This window comes from Cyanobium sp. Aljojuca 7A6, assembly GCF_024346455.1.
Taxonomy (GTDB): domain Bacteria; phylum Cyanobacteriota; class Cyanobacteriia; order PCC-6307; family Cyanobiaceae; genus Cyanobium.
The window spans coordinates 234,283-251,039 of sequence record NZ_JAGQCY010000001.1 but is presented as its reverse complement, the minus strand read 5'-3'; the positions used below and the strand labels follow the sequence as shown (position 1 = coordinate 251,039).

Below are 16,757 nucleotides of genomic sequence, written 5' to 3'. Positions count from 1 at the left end.
GGAGGGACGTCAGAAGGTGGCCCTTTGCAGGGACCTGGACTGGGCGTTGCCCAGGCTGCCCAGCCAGGCCGCCAGCGCCTCCCCATGCTGCAGTTCTTCGTCCCTCAGCGTCCGGAAGAAGGCTTCATTGTTGCGATCGCCGATCAGCAGACAGAAGCGCGTGGCTTCGGCGTAGTGCTGGATCAGATCCTGCTCCAGGTCAGCATCAAGGCGCAGCAGACCCACCAGATCGGCGGCGTGGCCCACGGGCCGCAGCTGGGACGCGGCCGGGACCACCCCAAGCTGGAGCATGCGCTGCACCAGCCGTTCGGCATGCCGCAGCTCTTCCACCGTTTCCTGGCGGAAGCGTTCGGCGGCCTCGGCCTCGCCCCAGAGCTCCACGAGGGAGGCCTGGGTCATGTACTGCTGCACGGCGGACAGTTCCAGACTCAGCGCGCGGCCCAGGTAGCCGAGGACGCGCGGATGGGCGGCGTCCATGGGGATCAACCCCTGCGGCCGACGCCGGAGGCCGCCAGGGCCGGCTCCACTTCGCTGTGGGGACGGGCAATGATGTGGGCGGCCACCAGGCCGTCGCCCACCCGCTCGCAGGCATCGGCGCCGGCCCTCACGGCCGCGTTCACGGCACCGGTTTCTCCGCGCACCATCACGGTGACGTAGCCGCCACCGACGAATTCGCGGGCGATCAGGGTGACTTCCGCTGCTTTGGTCATGGCGTCCGCCGCCTCAATCGCCGGCACCAGGCCACGGGTTTCGATCAGACCGAGGGCGATGCCGTGGATGGTGGCCATGGGGGAGGTACGGGGAGTGGGGGTCGTGGGGGGGGTGCCGGCGCCGCCGCTGCCGCGGCGACTGGGGCTGGAGGCGCTGGAGCGGGCGGTGGTGGCGGGAGTGCGGCGCGGCTGGCGGGCCGGCGCAGTGGCGCGGGCCGCCCGGGGGGCCTTGGTGGCGGCCACCGGCTTGGGATCCGCCGGTTTGGCCACCGCTTTGGCCTCTGCTGCTGGTGGCAGGGCTGGTGGCGGGGTGCCAGCCACGGCACCTGGATCAACCTGCGGCGTCACCGGGGTGGGAGTGGCGTCGGGACCGGTGCGGGGGGTGCGGCTGGCCATGGGACGGGCGCGGGGAGGAGGAACTGGAGTGGAGACAATCGAAAGGAGGCGGGCCGCCCGGTGGCGGTACCCCCCGGCGCCTACCCGTCCGGCTCCCAGAAATCGATGATGCCGCCGATGGTGAGATCGGTGTGCGTCTCCGGGTTGCCGCAGGCGAAGCGGGCGGCCGAACCGCTGGCGGTGAACACCCAGTTGCCGGGTGCGGCGCCAACGGGGTCCACCGCCACGCTGAACTTGCCCTTGGTGCTGCGCAGCACCCGCAGGTTCCAGTGTTCCAGGCCGGGGACCCGCTGGGAGCAGACCAGGGAGCCGGTGACCTGCATGATTTCCATCAGGCGGCTCCTCCTTGGCTGGTCGGGGTCTCGGCCGGGGGTGGGCTGGCCTTGCCGGCCTCGGGATCCCAGTGATCGATGATCCCCACGATCGTGAGATCGCTGGGATAAGACTTGCTCCCTGCCGCTTCCCGGGCCGCCGAGCTGCCCACGCAGATCACCCAGTCGCCCGGGATGCAGCCCACCGCATCCACGGCCACTTTCTGGGTGCTGCCGTCCTGGACCACCTGGAGGTGCTTGTGCTCGAAATCGGGGATGCGATTGGTCGAGACGAGGGGTTTGACCACTTTGCAGATCAACATGGTCAGTGTCCTCCTGCGGTGGTGAGGCTGATGCTGGAACCTACCGCCTCGGCGGGCGTGTGCCGTTCCTGGTCGCGCACGGTCAGCAGGGCATGCAGCAGGCCCTGGGAGAAAAGCTCGGGGTAACGGTTCTCGATCGCTTCCTGCACCCGCTGGGCATGGCGCACCGCCCGCTCCCGGGCCCCGGGCACCTTGCCGTTGTAATCGAAGCGCACCACCACCGGCACCGGCAGGCCACGCGACACATTGAGCCCCTTGAAGATCTTCACCCCCACGTCCATGTCCGGGGCTCCCTCTTCGACGGTGTCCATGTAGGCGAAGTAGGTGAGATTGCGCAGGTGGATCTCCTTGAAGCCGATCCCCACGCCGATGAAGCGCTCGGCATGGCCGGCATCGGAATAGCAGCCGTGGTGGTACTGGCGCACGTAGTCGATCTGGGAGATGTTGTTCTCCAGCAGCCGGGCGATCAGGCGCACCATGCCCGGATCGGGGCTGCTGGCCGCCGCCGCCGTCACCAGTTCAGCGATCCGGCGCCGGGCCTCCTCGGGGTGCAGCTGGCGTGTCGCCTCATACACCGTGGTGGCATCCAGCCAGTGATCCAGGCGGGTGCTGCCGTCCATGCCCGGCACGTGCACCCGGATGGCATCGGTGTCGGTGTCGATGCCCAGCAGCAGCAGGTCGACGGAGGCGCCGCAGCAGAAGCTGTTCTCCACCGCCTGCTGGAACTCCATCAGTCGCTGCCTGCCGCAGCTGGCGGCTAGGGCGTCGTCACTGCCATGGGCGGCGCAGCCCTCGTGGGAGGGGTCGCGGGAACTGAAGTGATACAGCACCACCTTCAGGTATCGGGTGTCGTCGTGGGCGGGGTTGGGAACGCCCTCCCGGTAGCGGCGATGTTCCGTCTTGACCCAGCGGTTGACCGTGTTCTCCACATCGAACAGGGCACCGGCATGGGGCCTGCGGCGCACCGAGCTGAACGGCAGCCGCAGGGCGAAGGCGATGGCATGGGCCAGGCGACCGTCGGCGCAGGGGGTGGCATCCAGCAGGTGGAAGCCGCAGGAGAGCAGAAAGGCGTTGAATTCCTCCGCTGCCGGGCTGCCGGGCTGGCCATGCAGGGGATCGTCGCGAAAGAAGCCGTCGCTGGTCTGTTCGTAGGTTTCGAAGACGCACCAGGCGAACAGGCTGCGCATGTCGAGCTGGCTGACCCAGGCCTTCTCCAGGATCGGCAGGGGCAGGCTGAAGCCGAGTTCGGCCTGGGCCAGGGCCTGGGCGCGCTCGACAAAGTCATCCTCGTGCTGCAGGGCCGACAGGCGCTTGAGCACGGGCACGATTCGATCGAAGGCCTCCTTGACGCCGCGGTCATAGCTCTCGAGGGCCGCATTCGCGGCGCTGTCCGTCAGCGGATGCAGGCTTGCGGCCCCCTGGCCGAGCCGCACAGCCGCCAGGCGCCGGGAGAGATCGGCGCCACCGGAAGACTCACTCCGGCGCCGGGGGGCACTGGGGGCCAGGGGACGGATGGTTGGAGCCGGGCGGCGGGGCATCAGGGATCAGCCGCGGGCTCCGCCGGAGACCGTGATCAGGGAACCGGAGTTGGTGCTGCCGCAGGATCCGCTGATCTTGCTGGTGGGCTCGGGCAGGGCTTCGTTGCGCTTGTTCTGGAAGCCGGGCATCGCCGAGATCGGGCCGACCCTGCTGGGGTTGCGGCGACGGGCCGAGGCCCCTTCGGTGCCGGTCACGTGCTTGCCCCGACCCCAGTCATCGCCGGTGATGTTGAGGCCGGCGGAGAGGCCTTCGCCGGTGACCCGGGAGGTGGGACGGGCGTCCTCATCCACGGTCACCGACGCTGCCGCGGGCGGCTGCCGCAGCCTGACCCGTTCGGGGCCGGGACGGTCGAAGCGGAACTGTTCGGTGCCGGTCACCTTGTCGGCGGCCATGTCGAAGGGGCCGGTGATGCGGTTGCCCTGCTCGTAGCTGTTGCCGGTGACGCCACCGGGCCGCTGGCGGGCGGTCTGGGCCGTGTGCGCGGCCCGGGCCGGGGACTGGACGCTGAACTGCTGCCAGGGCTGACCGGTGAGGGGCTGGGGGAAATCGGCGTCGTGGCTGCTGGCGGCTCCGCAGGCCTCCGTCAGCTGGTCGCCACCGATGTAGGGGGTGCCGGTGATGTCCTCGCAGGCGCCGCGCTCGGCGCCGGTCATGACGCCGCCGATGCCGGGCTGAAGGCCGGTCATCACAGTGCCCATGCGGGCGGGGGTGCGCTGGCGGATCTCGGCCACCCGGTCGGAGGAGCACCAGGTGCCTGCCTGTTCCATGCCGGCGTAGGGGGTGCCGGTGACGGCCTTGCAGGTGCCTGGCTCATCCCCGGTGACCTTCTCGGAACGGCCGGTGCGGGTGCCACTCACCACCAACGCCTTGTTGGTGACGCTGAAGCCCACCTTGGCGGCTTCCGGTGCCGGCTTGGTGCCGCAGAACTGCTCGAACTGCTGCGTGCCGATGTATTCATCGCCGGTGACCAAACGGCAGGAGCCCGGCTCGTCGCCGGTGACGTGCTCACTGCGGCCCACGTGGGTGCCGGTGATGCCGGTGCCGCGCAGGGTGTGCAGGCTGCTGACCTTGGCCGGGGCGCGCCCAGGTACCTGGGCCTGGTCGTCCATGTATTGGGTGCCGGTGAGCTGGCGGTTGGAGCCAGGTTCGTTGCCGGTGACTTTCTCGGATCGCTCCACGCTCACCCCGGAGACCGGCCGGCCCTCGACGGTGCGGGTGAACCCGACTTTGCGGGGGGAGGGGGCGGGGGCGGAGGTGCCACACCAGGTGGCGCTCTGGTTGGCGGAGATGTATTCGGTGCCGGTGATGGTCTTGCAGGTTCCGGGCTCGTCGCCGGTGACTTTCTCGGAGCGGCCCACTTCGTTGCCCGTGACCCGGTTGCCATGGCTGGTGGCGCTCACCCTCACCTTGGCGGGCTGGAGCGGGGTGGGTTCGCTCTGGCAGAAGGTGCGGAAGATCTCGGCGCCCATGTACTCGGTGCCGGTGACCGGACGGCAGGTGCTGGCCTCGTTGCCGGTTGTCTTGAGGGAGCGGTTCGCCTGGGTCCCGGTGACCACCTGGCCACGGACCGTTTCGCTCACGCCGACCTTCCAATGGGCATCGGCGGCGGCATCGATCTTGGCCTGGCCGCGGCGGGGGCCGGTGGGACGGGAGCCACCGCTGCGGGAGCTGCCGGCGGAGCCCACCTTGCACTTCAGCTCGCGCACCTTCTGGGCCAGCTCGCGGCTGCTCATGTCGGGATTCGACTGGCGCGCCACCGAGGCGGCGACGGCGCTGGTGGGAGCACTGGCGGATTTGCCCCGCTTGGAGAGGGCCTCGCGGCGGGCCATGACGATGGCCCGGCTGGGGTTGTGCTGGGCGGTGCGCTTGGCGACGCTGCGGCGCTCTCCGTTGCCATTGCGGGCATTGCGGTTGGCCAGGGACGCCCCGAGGCCGGCGGAGTTGTTGCTGCTGGCGGCTGCGGCCGCCTTGGCGTCCTTGCAGCCGCAGGGGCGATCGCTGGCGACGGCCACGGCGGGGGTGGCGGCGGACTGGCTGGCTTTGGTGGCGCGCATCACCTCCTGGCGGGTGCGGTCGCTGGAGGTGTCGGCGCGCTTGCCGCGGCGGGACAGGGCTTCACGGCGTTCCAGGACCAGGTTCCGGCTGGGGTTCGCCAACGGCTTGGCGTTGCTGCGATGGCCGGAGCCGGACGCGGAGGTGAGCGAGGCGGACGCCCGTCGCGGCGTGGCGCTGCTGCGTGGGGAGGTCGGGGCCGGGGCCGGTGCGGGACTCACCGCTTCGGGGCTGGGGCGCTGGACATCAGCGGCCGTACGCACCCGACCTGGGGAGGACATGAACTGGGCGGAGGCTTTCTTGCCGCCGTTGGTGAGGGCCTTGCGGCGCTCCAGAGCTGCTTCCCGACTGGTGGTCTTGGCCATGTCCGCCCCGTGAATGGATGATCAGAAGTGATGGACCCCGGCCGCCGGCCGGGATCCGCTGGGACCGCTGGATCAGCGGCCTTCGAACACGACGAAGCAGGCACCCTGACTCTGGGTGTAGGCGTCGTAGCCCACGAGGCGCACGTGGTGGTCTGGATAGGCCCGGTGGCAGGACTCCAGTTCGTTGACGATCACGCCGAGATCCTTCTCACCGAAGAAGGGCAGCTTCCAGAACGACCAGTAGGTGGCCATGGAGCGGCTGGGGTGAACGTGCTCAACCAGGGGGCTCCAGCCCTGGGCAATGATGTAGGCGATCTGGTCATAGATCTCGTCCTGGGTCATCGGCGGGAGGAAGCCGAAGGTCTCCAGGGTGGCGACTGTTTGATAGTCACCCACGGTGCTCTTGAAGGGCATGGGGATCCTTGTGGGGAATGGGATGGGAAGCCCAGCTCCGCTGACCTCCGGTGGGTGCACCTTCGGTCAGCGGTGGCAAGGCAGGGGGCCGTGTGTCGGCTCAGCCGACGTCGAGCTTGTCGACGGTGTCGAACTCGAACTTGATCTCCTTCCAGGTCTCGAGGGCGATGGCCAGCTCGGGGCTGTGCTTGGCGGCTTCCATGAGGATGTCGCGGCCTTCCTTCTCGATCTCGCGGCCGGCGTTGCGGGCCTTGACGCAGGCTTCCAGGGCCACCCGGTTGGCGGCGGCGCCGGCGGCCGAGCCCCAGGGGTGACCGTGGGTGCCACCACCGAACTGGAGTACGGAGTCGTCACCGAAGATGGCGACCAGGGCAGGCATGTGCCACACGTGGATGCCGCCGGAGGCCACGGCGAAGACGCCGGGCATCGAACCCCAGTCCTGATCGAAGAAGTTGCCGCGGGTGCGGTCTTCGGGGATGAAGGATTCGCGCAGCTGGTCGATGAAGCCCAGGGTGGTCTGGCGGTCACCCTCGAGCTTGCCCACCACGGTGCCGGTGTGCAGTTGGTCGCCACCGGAGAGGCGCAGGCACTTGGCCAGCACCCGGAAGTGGATGCCGTGCTTGGGATGGCGGTCGATCACCGCGTGCATGGCCCGGTGGATGTGCAGCAGCATGCCGTTCTTGCGGCACCACTTCGACAGACCGGTGTTGGCCGTGAAGCCACCGGTGATGTAGTCGTGCATGATGATCGGCTGCCCGAGTTCCTTGGCGAACTCAGCCCGCTCGTACATCTCCTCAGGAGTGGCGGCGGTGCAGTTGAGGTAGTGCCCCTTCTTCTCGCCGGTTTCTTCCTGGGCGAGCTGGACGGCTTCGGCCACGAACTCGAAACGGTTCTGCCAGCGCTGGAAGGGCTGGGAGTTGATGTTCTCGTCGTCCTTGGTGAAGTCGAGGCCACCGCGGAGGCATTCGTAGACCACCCGGCCGTAGTTCTTGCCGGAAAGGCCGAGCTTCGGCTTGATGGTGCAACCCAGCAGGGGACGGCCGTACTTGTTCATCCGGTCGCGCTCGACGCAGATGCCGTTCGGCGGGCCAGGGCAGGTCTTGATGAAGGCCATCGGGAAGCGGATGTCTTCCAGACGCAGGTGACGCAGGGCTTTGAAGCCGAACACGTTGCCCACCAGGGAGGTGAGCACGTTGGTCACCGAGCCTTCTTCGAACAGGTCGAGGGGGTAGGCGATGAAGGCATAGAACGACTCCTTGTCACCAGGGACGTCTTCGATGCGATAGCAGCGGCCCTTGTAGAAGTCGAGATCGGTGAGGAGCTCGGACCACACAGTGGACCAGGTGCCTGTGGAGGATTCGGCGGCCACGGCGGCAGCCACTTCTTCCTTGGGCACACCTTCCTGGCCGGTGCACTTGAAGCAGGCCAGCAGGTCGGTGTCGAGGGGGATGTAATCGGGAGTCCAGTAAGTGTCGCGGTACTCCTTGACCCCGGCGTCGTACTTCTTGCTCATGGGATTGTTCGGATGGGTTCGGATGAAAAATCAGAGGGTCGCCTTGACCGCTCAGTCCTTCGATCCCAGGCCGAAGCTGCTGTTCAGCGCCGGCTCCACTTCACGGTGGGGACGGGCGATGATGTGGGCGGCCACCAGGCCGTCACCAACCCGCTCGCAGGCGTCAGCGCCGGCGCGGACGGCGGCGTTGACGGCACCGGTTTCACCCCGCACCAGGACGGTCACATAGCCGCCTCCGACGAATTCGCGACCGATGAGGCGCACTTCGGCGGCTTTGGTCATGGCGTCAGCCGCTTCGATGGCGGGGACCAGACCGCGTGTCTCGATCATGCCGAGGGCGATGCCCATGGTTTCGTTTGCCATTACCTGCTCCTGGAGGAGGGGGGTGGAATGTTCGTGTGCAACCTTGCTCCTCCGTCAAACCCTCCGTCAAGCGATTGGGAGCCCGGCGGCCATCATGGTTTCGCGATCGGCTGATAAGGGCAGCTGATCAGTGCAACACAAAAAGCAAACTTTGCTTGATCGCTGCTCCCACCATGGCCGCGCTGGGGTTTCCCTGGGGCTCAGAGGGGCTCGGCGCTCGAGACGAAGCCCACCCCGCCGTAGCGCTTCAGCAGGGGCCGCAGGGCCTTGCCCATGGCCGCCAGCAGGGCGTCCTCCACGAACACGATCACGTGGGCATTGGCCCCCAGCCCGCTGAAATCCATCCCTTCAGAGATCTCCCCGGACGGCCCCATGCCGGTCACATGCCGCATCACCGAGTAGCCCTTGGCGCCGGCCGCGGTGATGGCCTTGCAGACCCGGTTCAACTCCCGTTCGCTGAGAAACAGATCGATTCGCTTCATGGTGATGGGGCGAAGGTTCGGCGAGGCAATGGCATGGAGCCTGGGCTCAGCCGACGGGGATGAAGTGTCGGGTCAGCGCCATGTAGAGGGGAATCCCGACCACCACATTGAAGGGGAAGGTGAGACCCAGGGCCGTGGAGATGTACAGGCTTGGATTGGCCTGGGGGACGGTCATGCGCATCGCCGCCGGCACGGCGATGTAGGAGGCGCTGGCGCAGAGCACCATGAACAGCAGGGTGTTGCCCTGGCTCAGGCCCAGCAGGACACTCACCAGCAGCCCCACCAGGGCATGCACAGGGGGGGCCAGCAGGGAGAACCCGATCAGAAACGCCCCCGTCTGGCGCAGGTCCCGCAGCCGCTGTGCCGCCACGATGCCCATGTCGAGCAGGAAGAAACAGAGGGCGCCATAAAAGAGTTTTTCGGTGAAGGGATCCATCTTCTCCAACCCCGCAGGGCTGTAGGCGGCCACCACATAGCCGATCACCAGGCTGCCGATCAGCAGATAGACGGAGCCGTTGAGAAAGGCCTCCTGGAGAATTTCCCGCCAGCGCAGACTGCCCCCGCCATCCTCCGCCTCCCCAGCCGTCTCCGCCTCCTCCGCGGGGGCCGAAAGTCTGGCCAGGATCACTCCCACCACGATCGCCGGCGACTCCATCAGGGCCAGGGCCGCCACCATGAAGCCGTCGAAGTTCACCTCCAGAACATTGAGGAAGCTCTCGGCGGTGATGAAGGTGACGGCACTGATCGAGCCGTAGGAAGCGGCGATGGCGGCGGCGTTGTAACCATCAAGGCGTAGTCGCAGGAACAGGAAGCTGGTCAGGGGCACCAGCAGCGACATCAGCACCGCCGCCCCGATCGTCAGCAGCACCTGGGGGCCGAGGCCGCTGTGGGCCAGCTCCATGCCCCCCTTGAAGCCGATCGCCAGCAGCAGGTAGAGGGAGAACAGCTTGGGCAGTGGGGAGGGGATCTCCAGGTCGGAGCCCACCAACACACCGAGGATGCCCAGGAAGAAGAACAGCACCGGCGCGGAGAGCAGGTTCTGTAGGACCAGGCTCGACTGCATTGCCCTCCGGGGCCCAAAGGGTGGAGGAAACCTAGGGGCGGAAGCGGCTGCAGGCCGTCACCGGTCGCGCAACGTTGCCCCCCGTGTCGTCCGATCGCCGGCGAAGTCCCTAGCGTCCGCCCGGGGCAGGAACCCTGGAGTTTTCCGGGGGTGGACTGTTCAACCCGTCCTGTCCCACCCCTTCAGCGCCCGGCCTACCGCTCTGCACCACAATGGGGCCCCCCGTGGGCCTGGTTTGTTCCTCTCCCCTTCCCACCCGGTGCTGGTCATCGCCAGCGGCAACCCCCACAAGGTGGCCGAAATCACGGCCATGCTCGACGAGGTGGGTCTGGAGGTCAGGCAGCAACCGAAGGATCTGGAGATCGAGGAGACCGGCCATACCTATGCGGAAAATGCCCGTCTGAAGGCCTCCACCGTGGCCGCCCTCACCGGCTGCTGGTCGCTGGGCGACGATTCGGGTCTGGAGGTGGATGCCCTCGATGGCCGCCCCGGCCTGTACTCGGCCCGCTATGCACCCACCGACCACGAGAAGATCCACCGGCTGCTGCAGGAGCTTGGCGACTCCCTCTACCGCGGCGGCACCTTCGTGAGCGCCATGGCCCTGGCCGACCCGTCCGGTGCGGTGGTGCTGGAGTCGGAGGGGCTCTGCCGCGGGCTGATCCTGCGCCAGCCTTCGGGCCATGGCGGCGGCTATGACCCGCTGTTCCACGTGCGCGAAGCCGGTTGCAGCTATGCCGAGATGGGCGAGCACCTCAAGAGCCGGCTGGGCAGCCGTGGCAAGGCGGCCCGGGCGATGGCCCCGGGTCTGAAACGTCTGCTGGGCCTGGGCTGAGCGTTCAGGCGCCAGCGCCGGCATTGATCTGGGCCACGGCGCGCATGGCGGCGGCGGCGGCCTCTTCCACATCGCCCTCCTTGCCCGCCAGGGTGAGGCGGCCGAAGGCACCGACGGCCTTGACGTCGACCACGGTGATGTTGGAGCCCTTCTCCGCCTCGTTGGCGGCGATCAGCACGTAACCGGCCGGCTCGGTCTCGAGGATGAACATGCTCATACCGGCCTGGATCATCGAGCCGCGGCGGTTCTGGCGGTTGATCAGCACGGCATGGTCGGGGGTGATCGCCCGGATGATCTCGGTCCAGGTCACCTCACAGCGGCTGCGCAGCTCCACCCGGCTGCCGATGGCCTCCAGGACCACGTCACCGGAGTGGAGCACATTGCTCTGATCCCGGTGGTAAAGGGCCAGGGAGCCGAAGGCCCGCTCCACCACCATCTGGCCGAGCCGCACCGTGCTGGCCTTGAGGGCGATGTCGGTGACCCGGTGCACCGCCATGCCAGGGGACACCTCCAGCCAGAGGCAGGCATCGCCGGGAATCGGCAGGAAGCCATGGGACACCGTGCCCATGTAGGAGGCCAACTGGGGCTGGAGGGAATCCAGGAAGACGTAGGTGCGCAGCTCGATCGACTGCACATGGCTCGACTGGCGCGCCAGGCGCCTGCCCTCGCTGTCGGTGGTGATCACGCAACTGGCCCCGGAGGCCTCGCCGCCCACATCGGTGCCGGTGATGCGCAGGTTCGCCGCCCGCCTTCTGGCGTCCGACCGATCGTCGCGAAGGAAGGAACGGGCAGCCTGCGAATCCATCACGGCGCCAGGCGCCAACTCCCGGAGAGGACGGTCGTGTCGATCACCGGGTCGTTGAAGCGCCGGGATCCCTGGTCGCCTTCAGGGGCAGTCCAGGATTGGAGGGTACTCCCGGGTGGGGCGCTGCCAGGGGCGATCCCGGCTTAGCGGCTGCTCAGGGACAGGGAATCGGCGGCGCAAACCCGGTCGCGGCCCTCCCCTTTGGCGGCATAGAGCGCCTGGTCAGCCAGCCCCATCAGCTGGGAGAAATCGGAGCTGAGCTGGGCCGGCTTGGTGCTCACCCCCAGGCTGACCGTGATTCCGCCATCGGGGGCGTCCCGGGCAAGATCGAGTTGCCGCACCGAGAGCCGGATCCTTTCGGCCACCAGCAGGGCTGTGGCCTGGTCGGCCTCCGGCAGAAGCACCAGGAACTCCTCGCCGCCGAGGCGGAAGGTCTGGTCCTGCTCCCGCACCGATTCCCTCAGAATCTGGGCCAATTGCTTAAGAACCCGGTCGCCGGCGTCGTGGCCGAAGCTGTCGTTGACCTGCTTGAAATGGTCGAGATCCAGCTCGATCAGGGAGTAAGCGGACGGCAGCTTCACCTCTTCAAGGGCACGCCGGTTGGCCAGGCCCGTGAGCGGATCGCAGAGGACCGCGATGTTGAGTGCCGCCATCTCGCGGGCCTGGAGCTGTTCCTCCAGCAGATGGTCGAGCCAGGGGCGCATTGAATCGGCGAAGTCCCGCAACATCTTTTCCATGTCGGGATCGAACAACTGCGATGCACCATGGCCCTGGATGGCCAGCACCATGGCGGGCTGGCCGAGCAGGCAGATCTGATGCCAGCCCGCATGGGGCTTCCGCCGCTGGGGATGGCTGTCATCGGCAGACCAGGTGGTCCAGCCATCGGTGGGCATCTCCACGGCCAGTTCACAGGCGCTGGCCTGGCCTGAGGATTCGAGGATGTTGCCGATGGCCCGGACCATCCCCACGGGGCTGCTCTGATGCACCAGTACGTCGTTCAGACGCCGCCGCGCTTCGGCGATGCGGAGCAGTCGTTTCAGGTCCATGTCTGCGTCGGCGAGGCAATAGACGCCGCACTCCATGGCGCCCAGGGCGCTGAACACCTCATCGACAATGGTGGCGGCAACGATGTGGCCGTGCTGGGGGGCGATTCGCCCGATGCACGGCCAGCGGGAGCGGATGCGGGCCAGGCCGGCGCTGAGCAGCTCCCTGCTCGGCATGTAGTGCTGATGGAAGGGCCGGGCGTTCTCGATGATGTAGGCCGCATCATCTGACTCCAGCACGTTGCTGTCGGGGACGAAGCCTCCGAACAGATCCGAAGAGAACAGGGTGTGGCTGAGGGAGTCGTACGAAACCATGGCCCCCGGAAAATGGAGGTATGGGGTCAGCTGGAATTCCAGCCGCCGACCCCCCAGCAGGGGCAGGCACCAGTCGTGCTGCTCCACCAGGTAGGTGGAGAAACGATGGCCGTAATGACGGATCAGGGCATTGGCGCGCCACTCCGTCACCACCTGAATCTCAGGGTGTGTCAGGACTTCGCCCAGCCTGGGCAGGGCGGCGCAGATGTCGGGATCGGAGTGGTGACAGACGAGCCAGCGGATCGCTCCGAAATCGGTGATGGTTCGCAGCTTGGCCAGGGTGCCTTCGATCGTGAGTGGCGAGCCAGGATCGATCAGCACCCCCTCCGAACCGTTGGCGAGGAAATAGGTGTGGCACTGGAAATGATCCTTATCCAGCCGCACACCCACCCACCAAACACCGGGTGCGATCTCTATCGGCTTCTCCGGCGTTGAGGTCGCGTCGCGTCGGACCTGGGAGGCGGAATGTTCGCAGGGCCGGTGGAGAGAACGGTCCATGATGTGAACGGGGAGGCACTGAGTGGAGGCACTCGGCAGTGCACGCGACAGGGGGTGGATCAGGCCTGGATTCATTGTGCTGCAGAGGGGCTTCAGAGCCCAGGGACCCTTGCGGGACCGAAGCCAACCGATACCTTCCAGGCAACCTTCACAGGCGCGACCATGACCACCCGGCGCACCGCTTCCGCCCCTTCCACCACCAGCGAATCCCCGGCCGCCGCGGTCGCGGGCGAGACCCATCCGCTGCGCCCCTCCCTCGACCAGGACACCGTGTCCGAATGGCTCACCCGGGCGCTGGATGAGGGGGTGCGGCCGGAGCAGGCCCTTGCCTTCATCGGCCTGGGTCTGATGCGGCGCCTGGGCAGCGTCGGCGCCGACGGCTTCGGCGACTGGAAGGAGACCGGCGAAGCAGACCACCCTGTCGATCTGGGGGGCCTGCGCCAGCGGCTCGAGATCACCGACCTGGCCATCCGCACCGGCGCCCCCCTGAGCACCGCCGAGGTGGCCCAGCTGATGGGGGCCCGGCCGGGGGCGCCGGTGGTCGAGCGCGGTGGGCTGAGGGCCCGGCGCCTGGGACGCAACGTCTGGAAGCTCAGCCGCAGCGCCGATGGCGATCGCGACGAGCGCGGCGCCAGTTTCGGTGAGGGGTTCCGCCGCCGCCTCTGAACGCTGAAATCCGGACACGATCCCGAAAAGATGTAACGCAGTCGGCCGCTGACCCCGTCTGCCCCGCTAACCCATGGAAGCTCGATACCTGGCGATCCCCTCCATGGGTGTGTCCGCTCCACCGATTCAGCCTTCTCCTCCGGACATCCTCAAGGAGAGCGGCCAGCGGGAAGTGTTCTGTGGCCTCACCTCCATCGTCTGGCTGCACCGCCGCATGCCCGATGCCTTCTTCCTGGTGGTGGGCTCGCGCACCTGCGCCCACCTGATCCAGTCGGCGGCTGGGGTGATGATCTTCGCCGAGCCCCGTTTCGGCACGGCGATCCTCGGCGAACGGGACCTGGCGGGTCTGGCGGATGCCAACGAGGAACTCGACCGTCTGGTGAGGGATCTGCTGGAGCGCCGCCCCGAGATCCGCACCCTGTTCCTGGTGGGGTCCTGTCCCAGTGAAGTGATCAAGCTCGACCTGGCCAAGGCGGCCGAGCGGCTCAGCACCCAGCTGCTGGGGCGGGTGCGGGTGCTGAACTACTCCGGCAGCGGCATCGAGACCACCTTCACCCAGGGGGAAGACAACGCCCTGCTGGCGATGCTGCCCCTGCTGCCCAGCTCCGACGAGGAGCAGCTGCTGATCGTCGGCACCCTCGCCGATGCGGTGGAGGATCGCTTCCGGTTGATCTTCGAGCGGCTGGGCCTCACCACGGTCCGGAGCCTGCCGCCGCGCCGCTCCACCGACCTGCCGCCTGTGGGCAAGGGGACGCGGGTGCTGCTGGCCCAGCCCTTCCTGAGCGCCACCGCCCGGGCCCTGCAGCACCGGGGCGCCACCCTGCTGAGCGCCCCCTATCCCTTCGGTGTCGAGGGCAGTCGCGACTGGATGGCCGCCGCCGCCACCGCCTTCGGCGTGCCCGCCGACCGCTTCAACGCCGTGCTGGACCCCCTCGTGGAGCGGGGCCGCCTGGCCCTGGCGCCCCATCGGGAGGTGCTCGCCGGCAAGCGGCTGTTCCTGCTGCCCGATTCCCAGATGGAGATCCCCCTGGCCCGCTTCCTCAGCCGCGAGTGCGGCATGGAGCTGGTGGAGGTGGGCACCCCCTACCTCGATCGCCAGCTGATGGCCGCCGATCTGGCCCTGCTCCCCCCCGCCACCCAGCTCAGCGAGGGCCAGGACGTCGACCTGCAGCTGGAGCGGGTGCGGGCCGCCCGCCCCGACCTGGTGCTCTGCGGCCTGGGGCTGGCCAATCCCCTCGAGGCCGAGGGCATCGCCACCAAGTGGTCGATCGAACTGGTGTTCAGCCCCATCCACGGCTGCGACCAGGCCGGTGAACTGGCCGAACTCTTTGCCCGCCCCCTGCGGCGCCGGGCCCTGCTGCAGCTCTCCTGAGACCCCCATGGAACTGACCCTCTGGACCTACGAAGGCCCCCCCCACGTGGGGGCCATGCGCATCGCCACCTCCATGGAGGGGGTGCACTACGTGCTCCATGCCCCCCAGGGCGACACCTATGCCGACCTGTTGTTCACGATGATCGAGCGGCGGGGCCTGCGTCCCCCCGTCACCTACACGACGTTCCAGGCCAGGGATCTGGGCGGCGACACCGCCGAGCTGGTGCAGCGCTCGATCCGCCAGGCCGTCGAGCGCTTCCAGCCTGAGGCGCTGCTGGTGGGGGAAAGCTGCACTGCCGAGTTGATCCAGGACCAGCCCGGCGCCCTGGCCGGGGGCATGAATCTGGGGGTGCCGCTGGTGAACCTGGAACTGCCGGCCTACTCCAAGAAGGAGAACTGGGGAGCGGCCGAAACCTTCTACCAACTGGTCCGCACCTTGCTCAAGGACCAGCTGCCGCCGCCGGGCACCCCCAAGCCTTCCCCGTCCCGCTGGCGCGAGGAAGGCCGCCGGCCCCGGGTCAACCTGCTGGGTCCCAGCCTGCTGGGCTTCCGCTGCCGCGACGACGTGCTGGAGATCACCCGGCTGCTGGCCGAGCACGGCATCGATGTGGCGGTGGTGGCACCGCTGGGAGCCCGGCCCGCCGATCTGACGCGCCTCCCCACGGCCGACGCCAACGTCTGCCTGTATCCGGAGGTGGCAGGCCCGATGTGCAGCTGGCTGGAGCGCAGCTTCGGCACCCCGGTGGTGCGCACGGTGCCGATCGGCATCGGGGCCACCGCCGCCTTCCTGCGGGAGCTCCATGGCGTGCTCGACCTGGCGCTCCCAGCCGATCTGCAGACCGTGGAGGGGCAACCGAGCGAGGCCGAGCGCCGCTCCCGCCTGCCCTGGTACTCCAAGTCGGTGGATTCCACCTACCTCACCGGCAAGCGGGTGTTCATCTTCGCCGATGCCACCCACGCCATCGCCGCTGCCCGGATCGCCTCCAAGGAACTGGGCTTCCAGGTGGTGGGTCTGGGCAGCTACAGCCGGGAGCAGGCCAGGGAGGTGCGGGCCGCCGCCGCCGAACTGGGCCTGGAGGCCCTGATCACCGACGACTACCTGGTGGTGGAGAAGGCCATGGGCGAGGCGGCCGCCGAACTGGTGCTCGGCACCCAGATGGAACGCCACAGCGCCAAGCGGCTGGGGCTGCCCTGTGCCGTGATCAGTGCCCCCCTGCATGTGCAGGATGTGCCGGCCCGGTACTCCCCCCAGATGGGCTGGGAGGGGGCCAACGTGATCTTCGATTCCTGGGTGCACCCGCTGATGATGGGCCTGGAGGAGCACCTGATCGGCATGTTCCGCCACGACTTCGAGTTCGTCGACGGCCACCGCAGCCACCTGGGTGACGGCGCCCCGGCGGCGGCGGGGACGGGGGAGCCCGAGGCTGCTCCGGCCGCTTCGGCATCCGCTCCCGGCACCATCACGGCCGCTGACGCCGTGCGGGAGGCGCTCGAGAGCCTCTGGACAGCGGATGGGGAGGCGGAACTCGCCAAGATTCCCTTCTTCGTGCGGGGCAAGGTGCGTAAGAACACCGAAGCCTTCGCCCGCGAACGGGGCCTGGCACGCATTGATGCCGAGGCCCTCTATGACGCCAAGGCCCACTTCAGCCGTTGAGGACCCACTTCAGCCGTTGTGGCCCAAGCTGGCCAGGTTTC

General features: G+C 68.2%; 17 protein-coding genes. 4 read left to right on the top strand and 13 right to left on the bottom strand.

Annotated features, from left to right (window positions below; genetic code table 11):
* Positions 1–9 precede the first annotated feature (9 nt).
* From KBY95_RS01320 to KBY95_RS01270, 11 genes are all read right to left on the bottom strand, one after another.
* On the bottom strand, positions 10–477 hold the full coding sequence (locus tag KBY95_RS01320; RefSeq protein WP_254962870.1) for a ferritin-like domain-containing protein: 468 nt from the start codon (positions 475–477) through the stop codon (positions 10–12).
* A 5-nt stretch (positions 478–482) separates the two neighbouring features.
* Positions 483–1,106 (bottom strand): BMC domain-containing protein, encoded by a 624-nt coding sequence (locus KBY95_RS16355; RefSeq protein ID WP_315858877.1) that lies wholly within the window; start codon positions 1,104–1,106, stop codon positions 483–485.
* An 80-nt stretch (positions 1,107–1,186) separates the two neighbouring features.
* Positions 1,187–1,438 carry a carboxysome peptide B gene (locus KBY95_RS01310; RefSeq protein ID WP_254962869.1) on the bottom strand — a complete coding sequence of 84 codons (252 nt, stop codon included), beginning with the start codon at positions 1,436–1,438 and terminating at the stop codon, positions 1,187–1,189.
* A complete protein-coding gene (locus KBY95_RS01305; RefSeq protein ID WP_254962868.1) occupies positions 1,438–1,740 on the bottom strand; it encodes a carboxysome peptide A in 303 nt (100 codons plus the stop codon). The genes KBY95_RS01310 and KBY95_RS01305 overlap by 1 nt, the downstream gene beginning before the upstream one ends.
* Before the next feature lie 2 nt (positions 1,741–1,742).
* Complete coding sequence (locus tag KBY95_RS01300) at positions 1,743–3,278, bottom strand: carboxysome shell carbonic anhydrase (RefSeq protein WP_254962867.1); 1,536 nt, start codon at positions 3,276–3,278, stop codon at positions 1,743–1,745.
* A 6-nt stretch (positions 3,279–3,284) separates the two neighbouring features.
* Entirely contained in the window at positions 3,285–5,696 is a 2,412-nt protein-coding gene (locus KBY95_RS01295) for a CsoS2 family carboxysome shell protein (protein WP_254962866.1), read from the bottom strand.
* Between the two features lie 72 nt (positions 5,697–5,768).
* Positions 5,769–6,110 (bottom strand): ribulose bisphosphate carboxylase small subunit, encoded by a 342-nt coding sequence (locus KBY95_RS01290; protein WP_094586905.1) that lies wholly within the window; start codon positions 6,108–6,110, stop codon positions 5,769–5,771.
* 100 nt (positions 6,111–6,210) lie between these two features.
* Positions 6,211–7,623 (bottom strand): form I ribulose bisphosphate carboxylase large subunit, encoded by a 1,413-nt coding sequence (locus KBY95_RS01285; RefSeq protein WP_254962865.1) that lies wholly within the window; start codon positions 7,621–7,623, stop codon positions 6,211–6,213.
* Positions 7,624–7,674: 51 nt separating this feature from the next.
* Positions 7,675–7,986, bottom strand: a complete 312-nt coding sequence (locus tag KBY95_RS01280) for a BMC domain-containing protein (RefSeq protein WP_015107695.1) — start codon at positions 7,984–7,986, stop codon at positions 7,675–7,677.
* Between the two features lie 200 nt (positions 7,987–8,186).
* Complete coding sequence (locus KBY95_RS01275) at positions 8,187–8,468, bottom strand: P-II family nitrogen regulator (protein ID WP_254962864.1); 282 nt, start codon at positions 8,466–8,468, stop codon at positions 8,187–8,189.
* A 46-nt stretch (positions 8,469–8,514) separates the two neighbouring features.
* Complete coding sequence (locus tag KBY95_RS01270) at positions 8,515–9,531, bottom strand: sodium-dependent bicarbonate transport family permease (RefSeq protein WP_254950293.1); 1,017 nt, start codon at positions 9,529–9,531, stop codon at positions 8,515–8,517.
* Positions 9,532–9,766: 235 nt separating this feature from the next.
* Between KBY95_RS01270 and KBY95_RS01265 the strand changes: the two genes are divergently transcribed.
* Positions 9,767–10,363 carry a non-canonical purine NTP pyrophosphatase gene (locus KBY95_RS01265; protein WP_254962863.1) on the top strand — a complete coding sequence of 199 codons (597 nt, stop codon included), beginning with the start codon at positions 9,767–9,769 and terminating at the stop codon, positions 10,361–10,363.
* 4 nt (positions 10,364–10,367) lie between these two features.
* On the opposite strand, the gene KBY95_RS01260 is transcribed toward KBY95_RS01265, so the two are convergent.
* Together KBY95_RS01260 and KBY95_RS01255 are read right to left on the bottom strand one after the other, a co-directional pair.
* Positions 10,368–11,168, bottom strand: a complete 801-nt coding sequence (locus tag KBY95_RS01260; protein ID WP_254962862.1) for a BMC domain-containing protein — start codon at positions 11,166–11,168, stop codon at positions 10,368–10,370.
* A 143-nt stretch (positions 11,169–11,311) separates the two neighbouring features.
* The gene (locus KBY95_RS01255) at positions 11,312–12,916 is read right to left on the bottom strand and encodes a diguanylate cyclase (RefSeq protein ID WP_254962861.1); all 1,605 of its coding nucleotides are present in this window, start codon (positions 12,914–12,916) and stop codon (positions 11,312–11,314) included.
* Positions 12,917–13,186: 270 nt separating this feature from the next.
* On the opposite strand from KBY95_RS01255, the gene KBY95_RS01250 reads away from it, so the two are divergent.
* The 3 genes from KBY95_RS01250 (at position 13,187) to KBY95_RS01240 (ending at position 16,716) form a co-directional block, all read left to right on the top strand.
* Positions 13,187–13,690 carry a hypothetical protein gene (locus KBY95_RS01250; protein ID WP_254962860.1) on the top strand — a complete coding sequence of 168 codons (504 nt, stop codon included), beginning with the start codon at positions 13,187–13,189 and terminating at the stop codon, positions 13,688–13,690.
* A 103-nt stretch (positions 13,691–13,793) separates the two neighbouring features.
* The gene (locus KBY95_RS01245) at positions 13,794–15,062 is read left to right on the top strand and encodes a ferredoxin:protochlorophyllide reductase (ATP-dependent) subunit N (protein ID WP_254962965.1); all 1,269 of its coding nucleotides are present in this window, start codon (positions 13,794–13,796) and stop codon (positions 15,060–15,062) included.
* 7 nt (positions 15,063–15,069) lie between these two features.
* Complete coding sequence (locus KBY95_RS01240) at positions 15,070–16,716, top strand: ferredoxin:protochlorophyllide reductase (ATP-dependent) subunit B (protein WP_254962859.1); 1,647 nt, start codon at positions 15,070–15,072, stop codon at positions 16,714–16,716.
* Positions 16,717–16,757: the final 41 nt, after the last annotated feature.

Coding starts and splice junctions, on each gene's coding strand:
- KBY95_RS01295 (WP_254962866.1), bottom strand. CDS start 5,696: ATGGCCAAGACCACCAGTCGGGAAGCAGCTCTGGAGCGCCGCAAGGCC.
- KBY95_RS16355 (WP_315858877.1), bottom strand. CDS start 1,106: ATGGCCAGCCGCACCCCCCGCACCGGTCCCGACGCCACTCCCACCCCG.
- KBY95_RS01300 (WP_254962867.1), bottom strand. CDS start 3,278: ATGCCCCGCCGCCCGGCTCCAACCATCCGTCCCCTGGCCCCCAGTGCC.
- KBY95_RS01250 (WP_254962860.1), top strand. CDS start 13,187: ATGACCACCCGGCGCACCGCTTCCGCCCCTTCCACCACCAGCGAATCC.
- KBY95_RS01320 (WP_254962870.1), bottom strand. CDS start 477: ATGGACGCCGCCCATCCGCGCGTCCTCGGCTACCTGGGCCGCGCGCTG.
- KBY95_RS01280 (WP_015107695.1), bottom strand. CDS start 7,986: ATGGCAAACGAAACCATGGGCATCGCCCTCGGCATGATCGAGACACGC.
- KBY95_RS01245 (WP_254962965.1), top strand. CDS start 13,794: ATGGGTGTGTCCGCTCCACCGATTCAGCCTTCTCCTCCGGACATCCTC.
- KBY95_RS01275 (WP_254962864.1), bottom strand. CDS start 8,468: ATGAAGCGAATCGATCTGTTTCTCAGCGAACGGGAGTTGAACCGGGTC.
- KBY95_RS01305 (WP_254962868.1), bottom strand. CDS start 1,740: ATGTTGATCTGCAAAGTGGTCAAACCCCTCGTCTCGACCAATCGCATC.
- KBY95_RS01310 (WP_254962869.1), bottom strand. CDS start 1,438: ATGGAAATCATGCAGGTCACCGGCTCCCTGGTCTGCTCCCAGCGGGTC.
- KBY95_RS01285 (WP_254962865.1), bottom strand. CDS start 7,623: ATGAGCAAGAAGTACGACGCCGGGGTCAAGGAGTACCGCGACACTTAC.
- KBY95_RS01270 (WP_254950293.1), bottom strand. CDS start 9,531: ATGCAGTCGAGCCTGGTCCTACAGAACCTGCTCTCCGCGCCGGTGCTG.
- KBY95_RS01240 (WP_254962859.1), top strand. CDS start 15,070: ATGGAACTGACCCTCTGGACCTACGAAGGCCCCCCCCACGTGGGGGCC.
- KBY95_RS01260 (WP_254962862.1), bottom strand. CDS start 11,168: ATGGATTCGCAGGCTGCCCGTTCCTTCCTTCGCGACGATCGGTCGGAC.
- KBY95_RS01290 (WP_094586905.1), bottom strand. CDS start 6,110: ATGCCCTTCAAGAGCACCGTGGGTGACTATCAAACAGTCGCCACCCTG.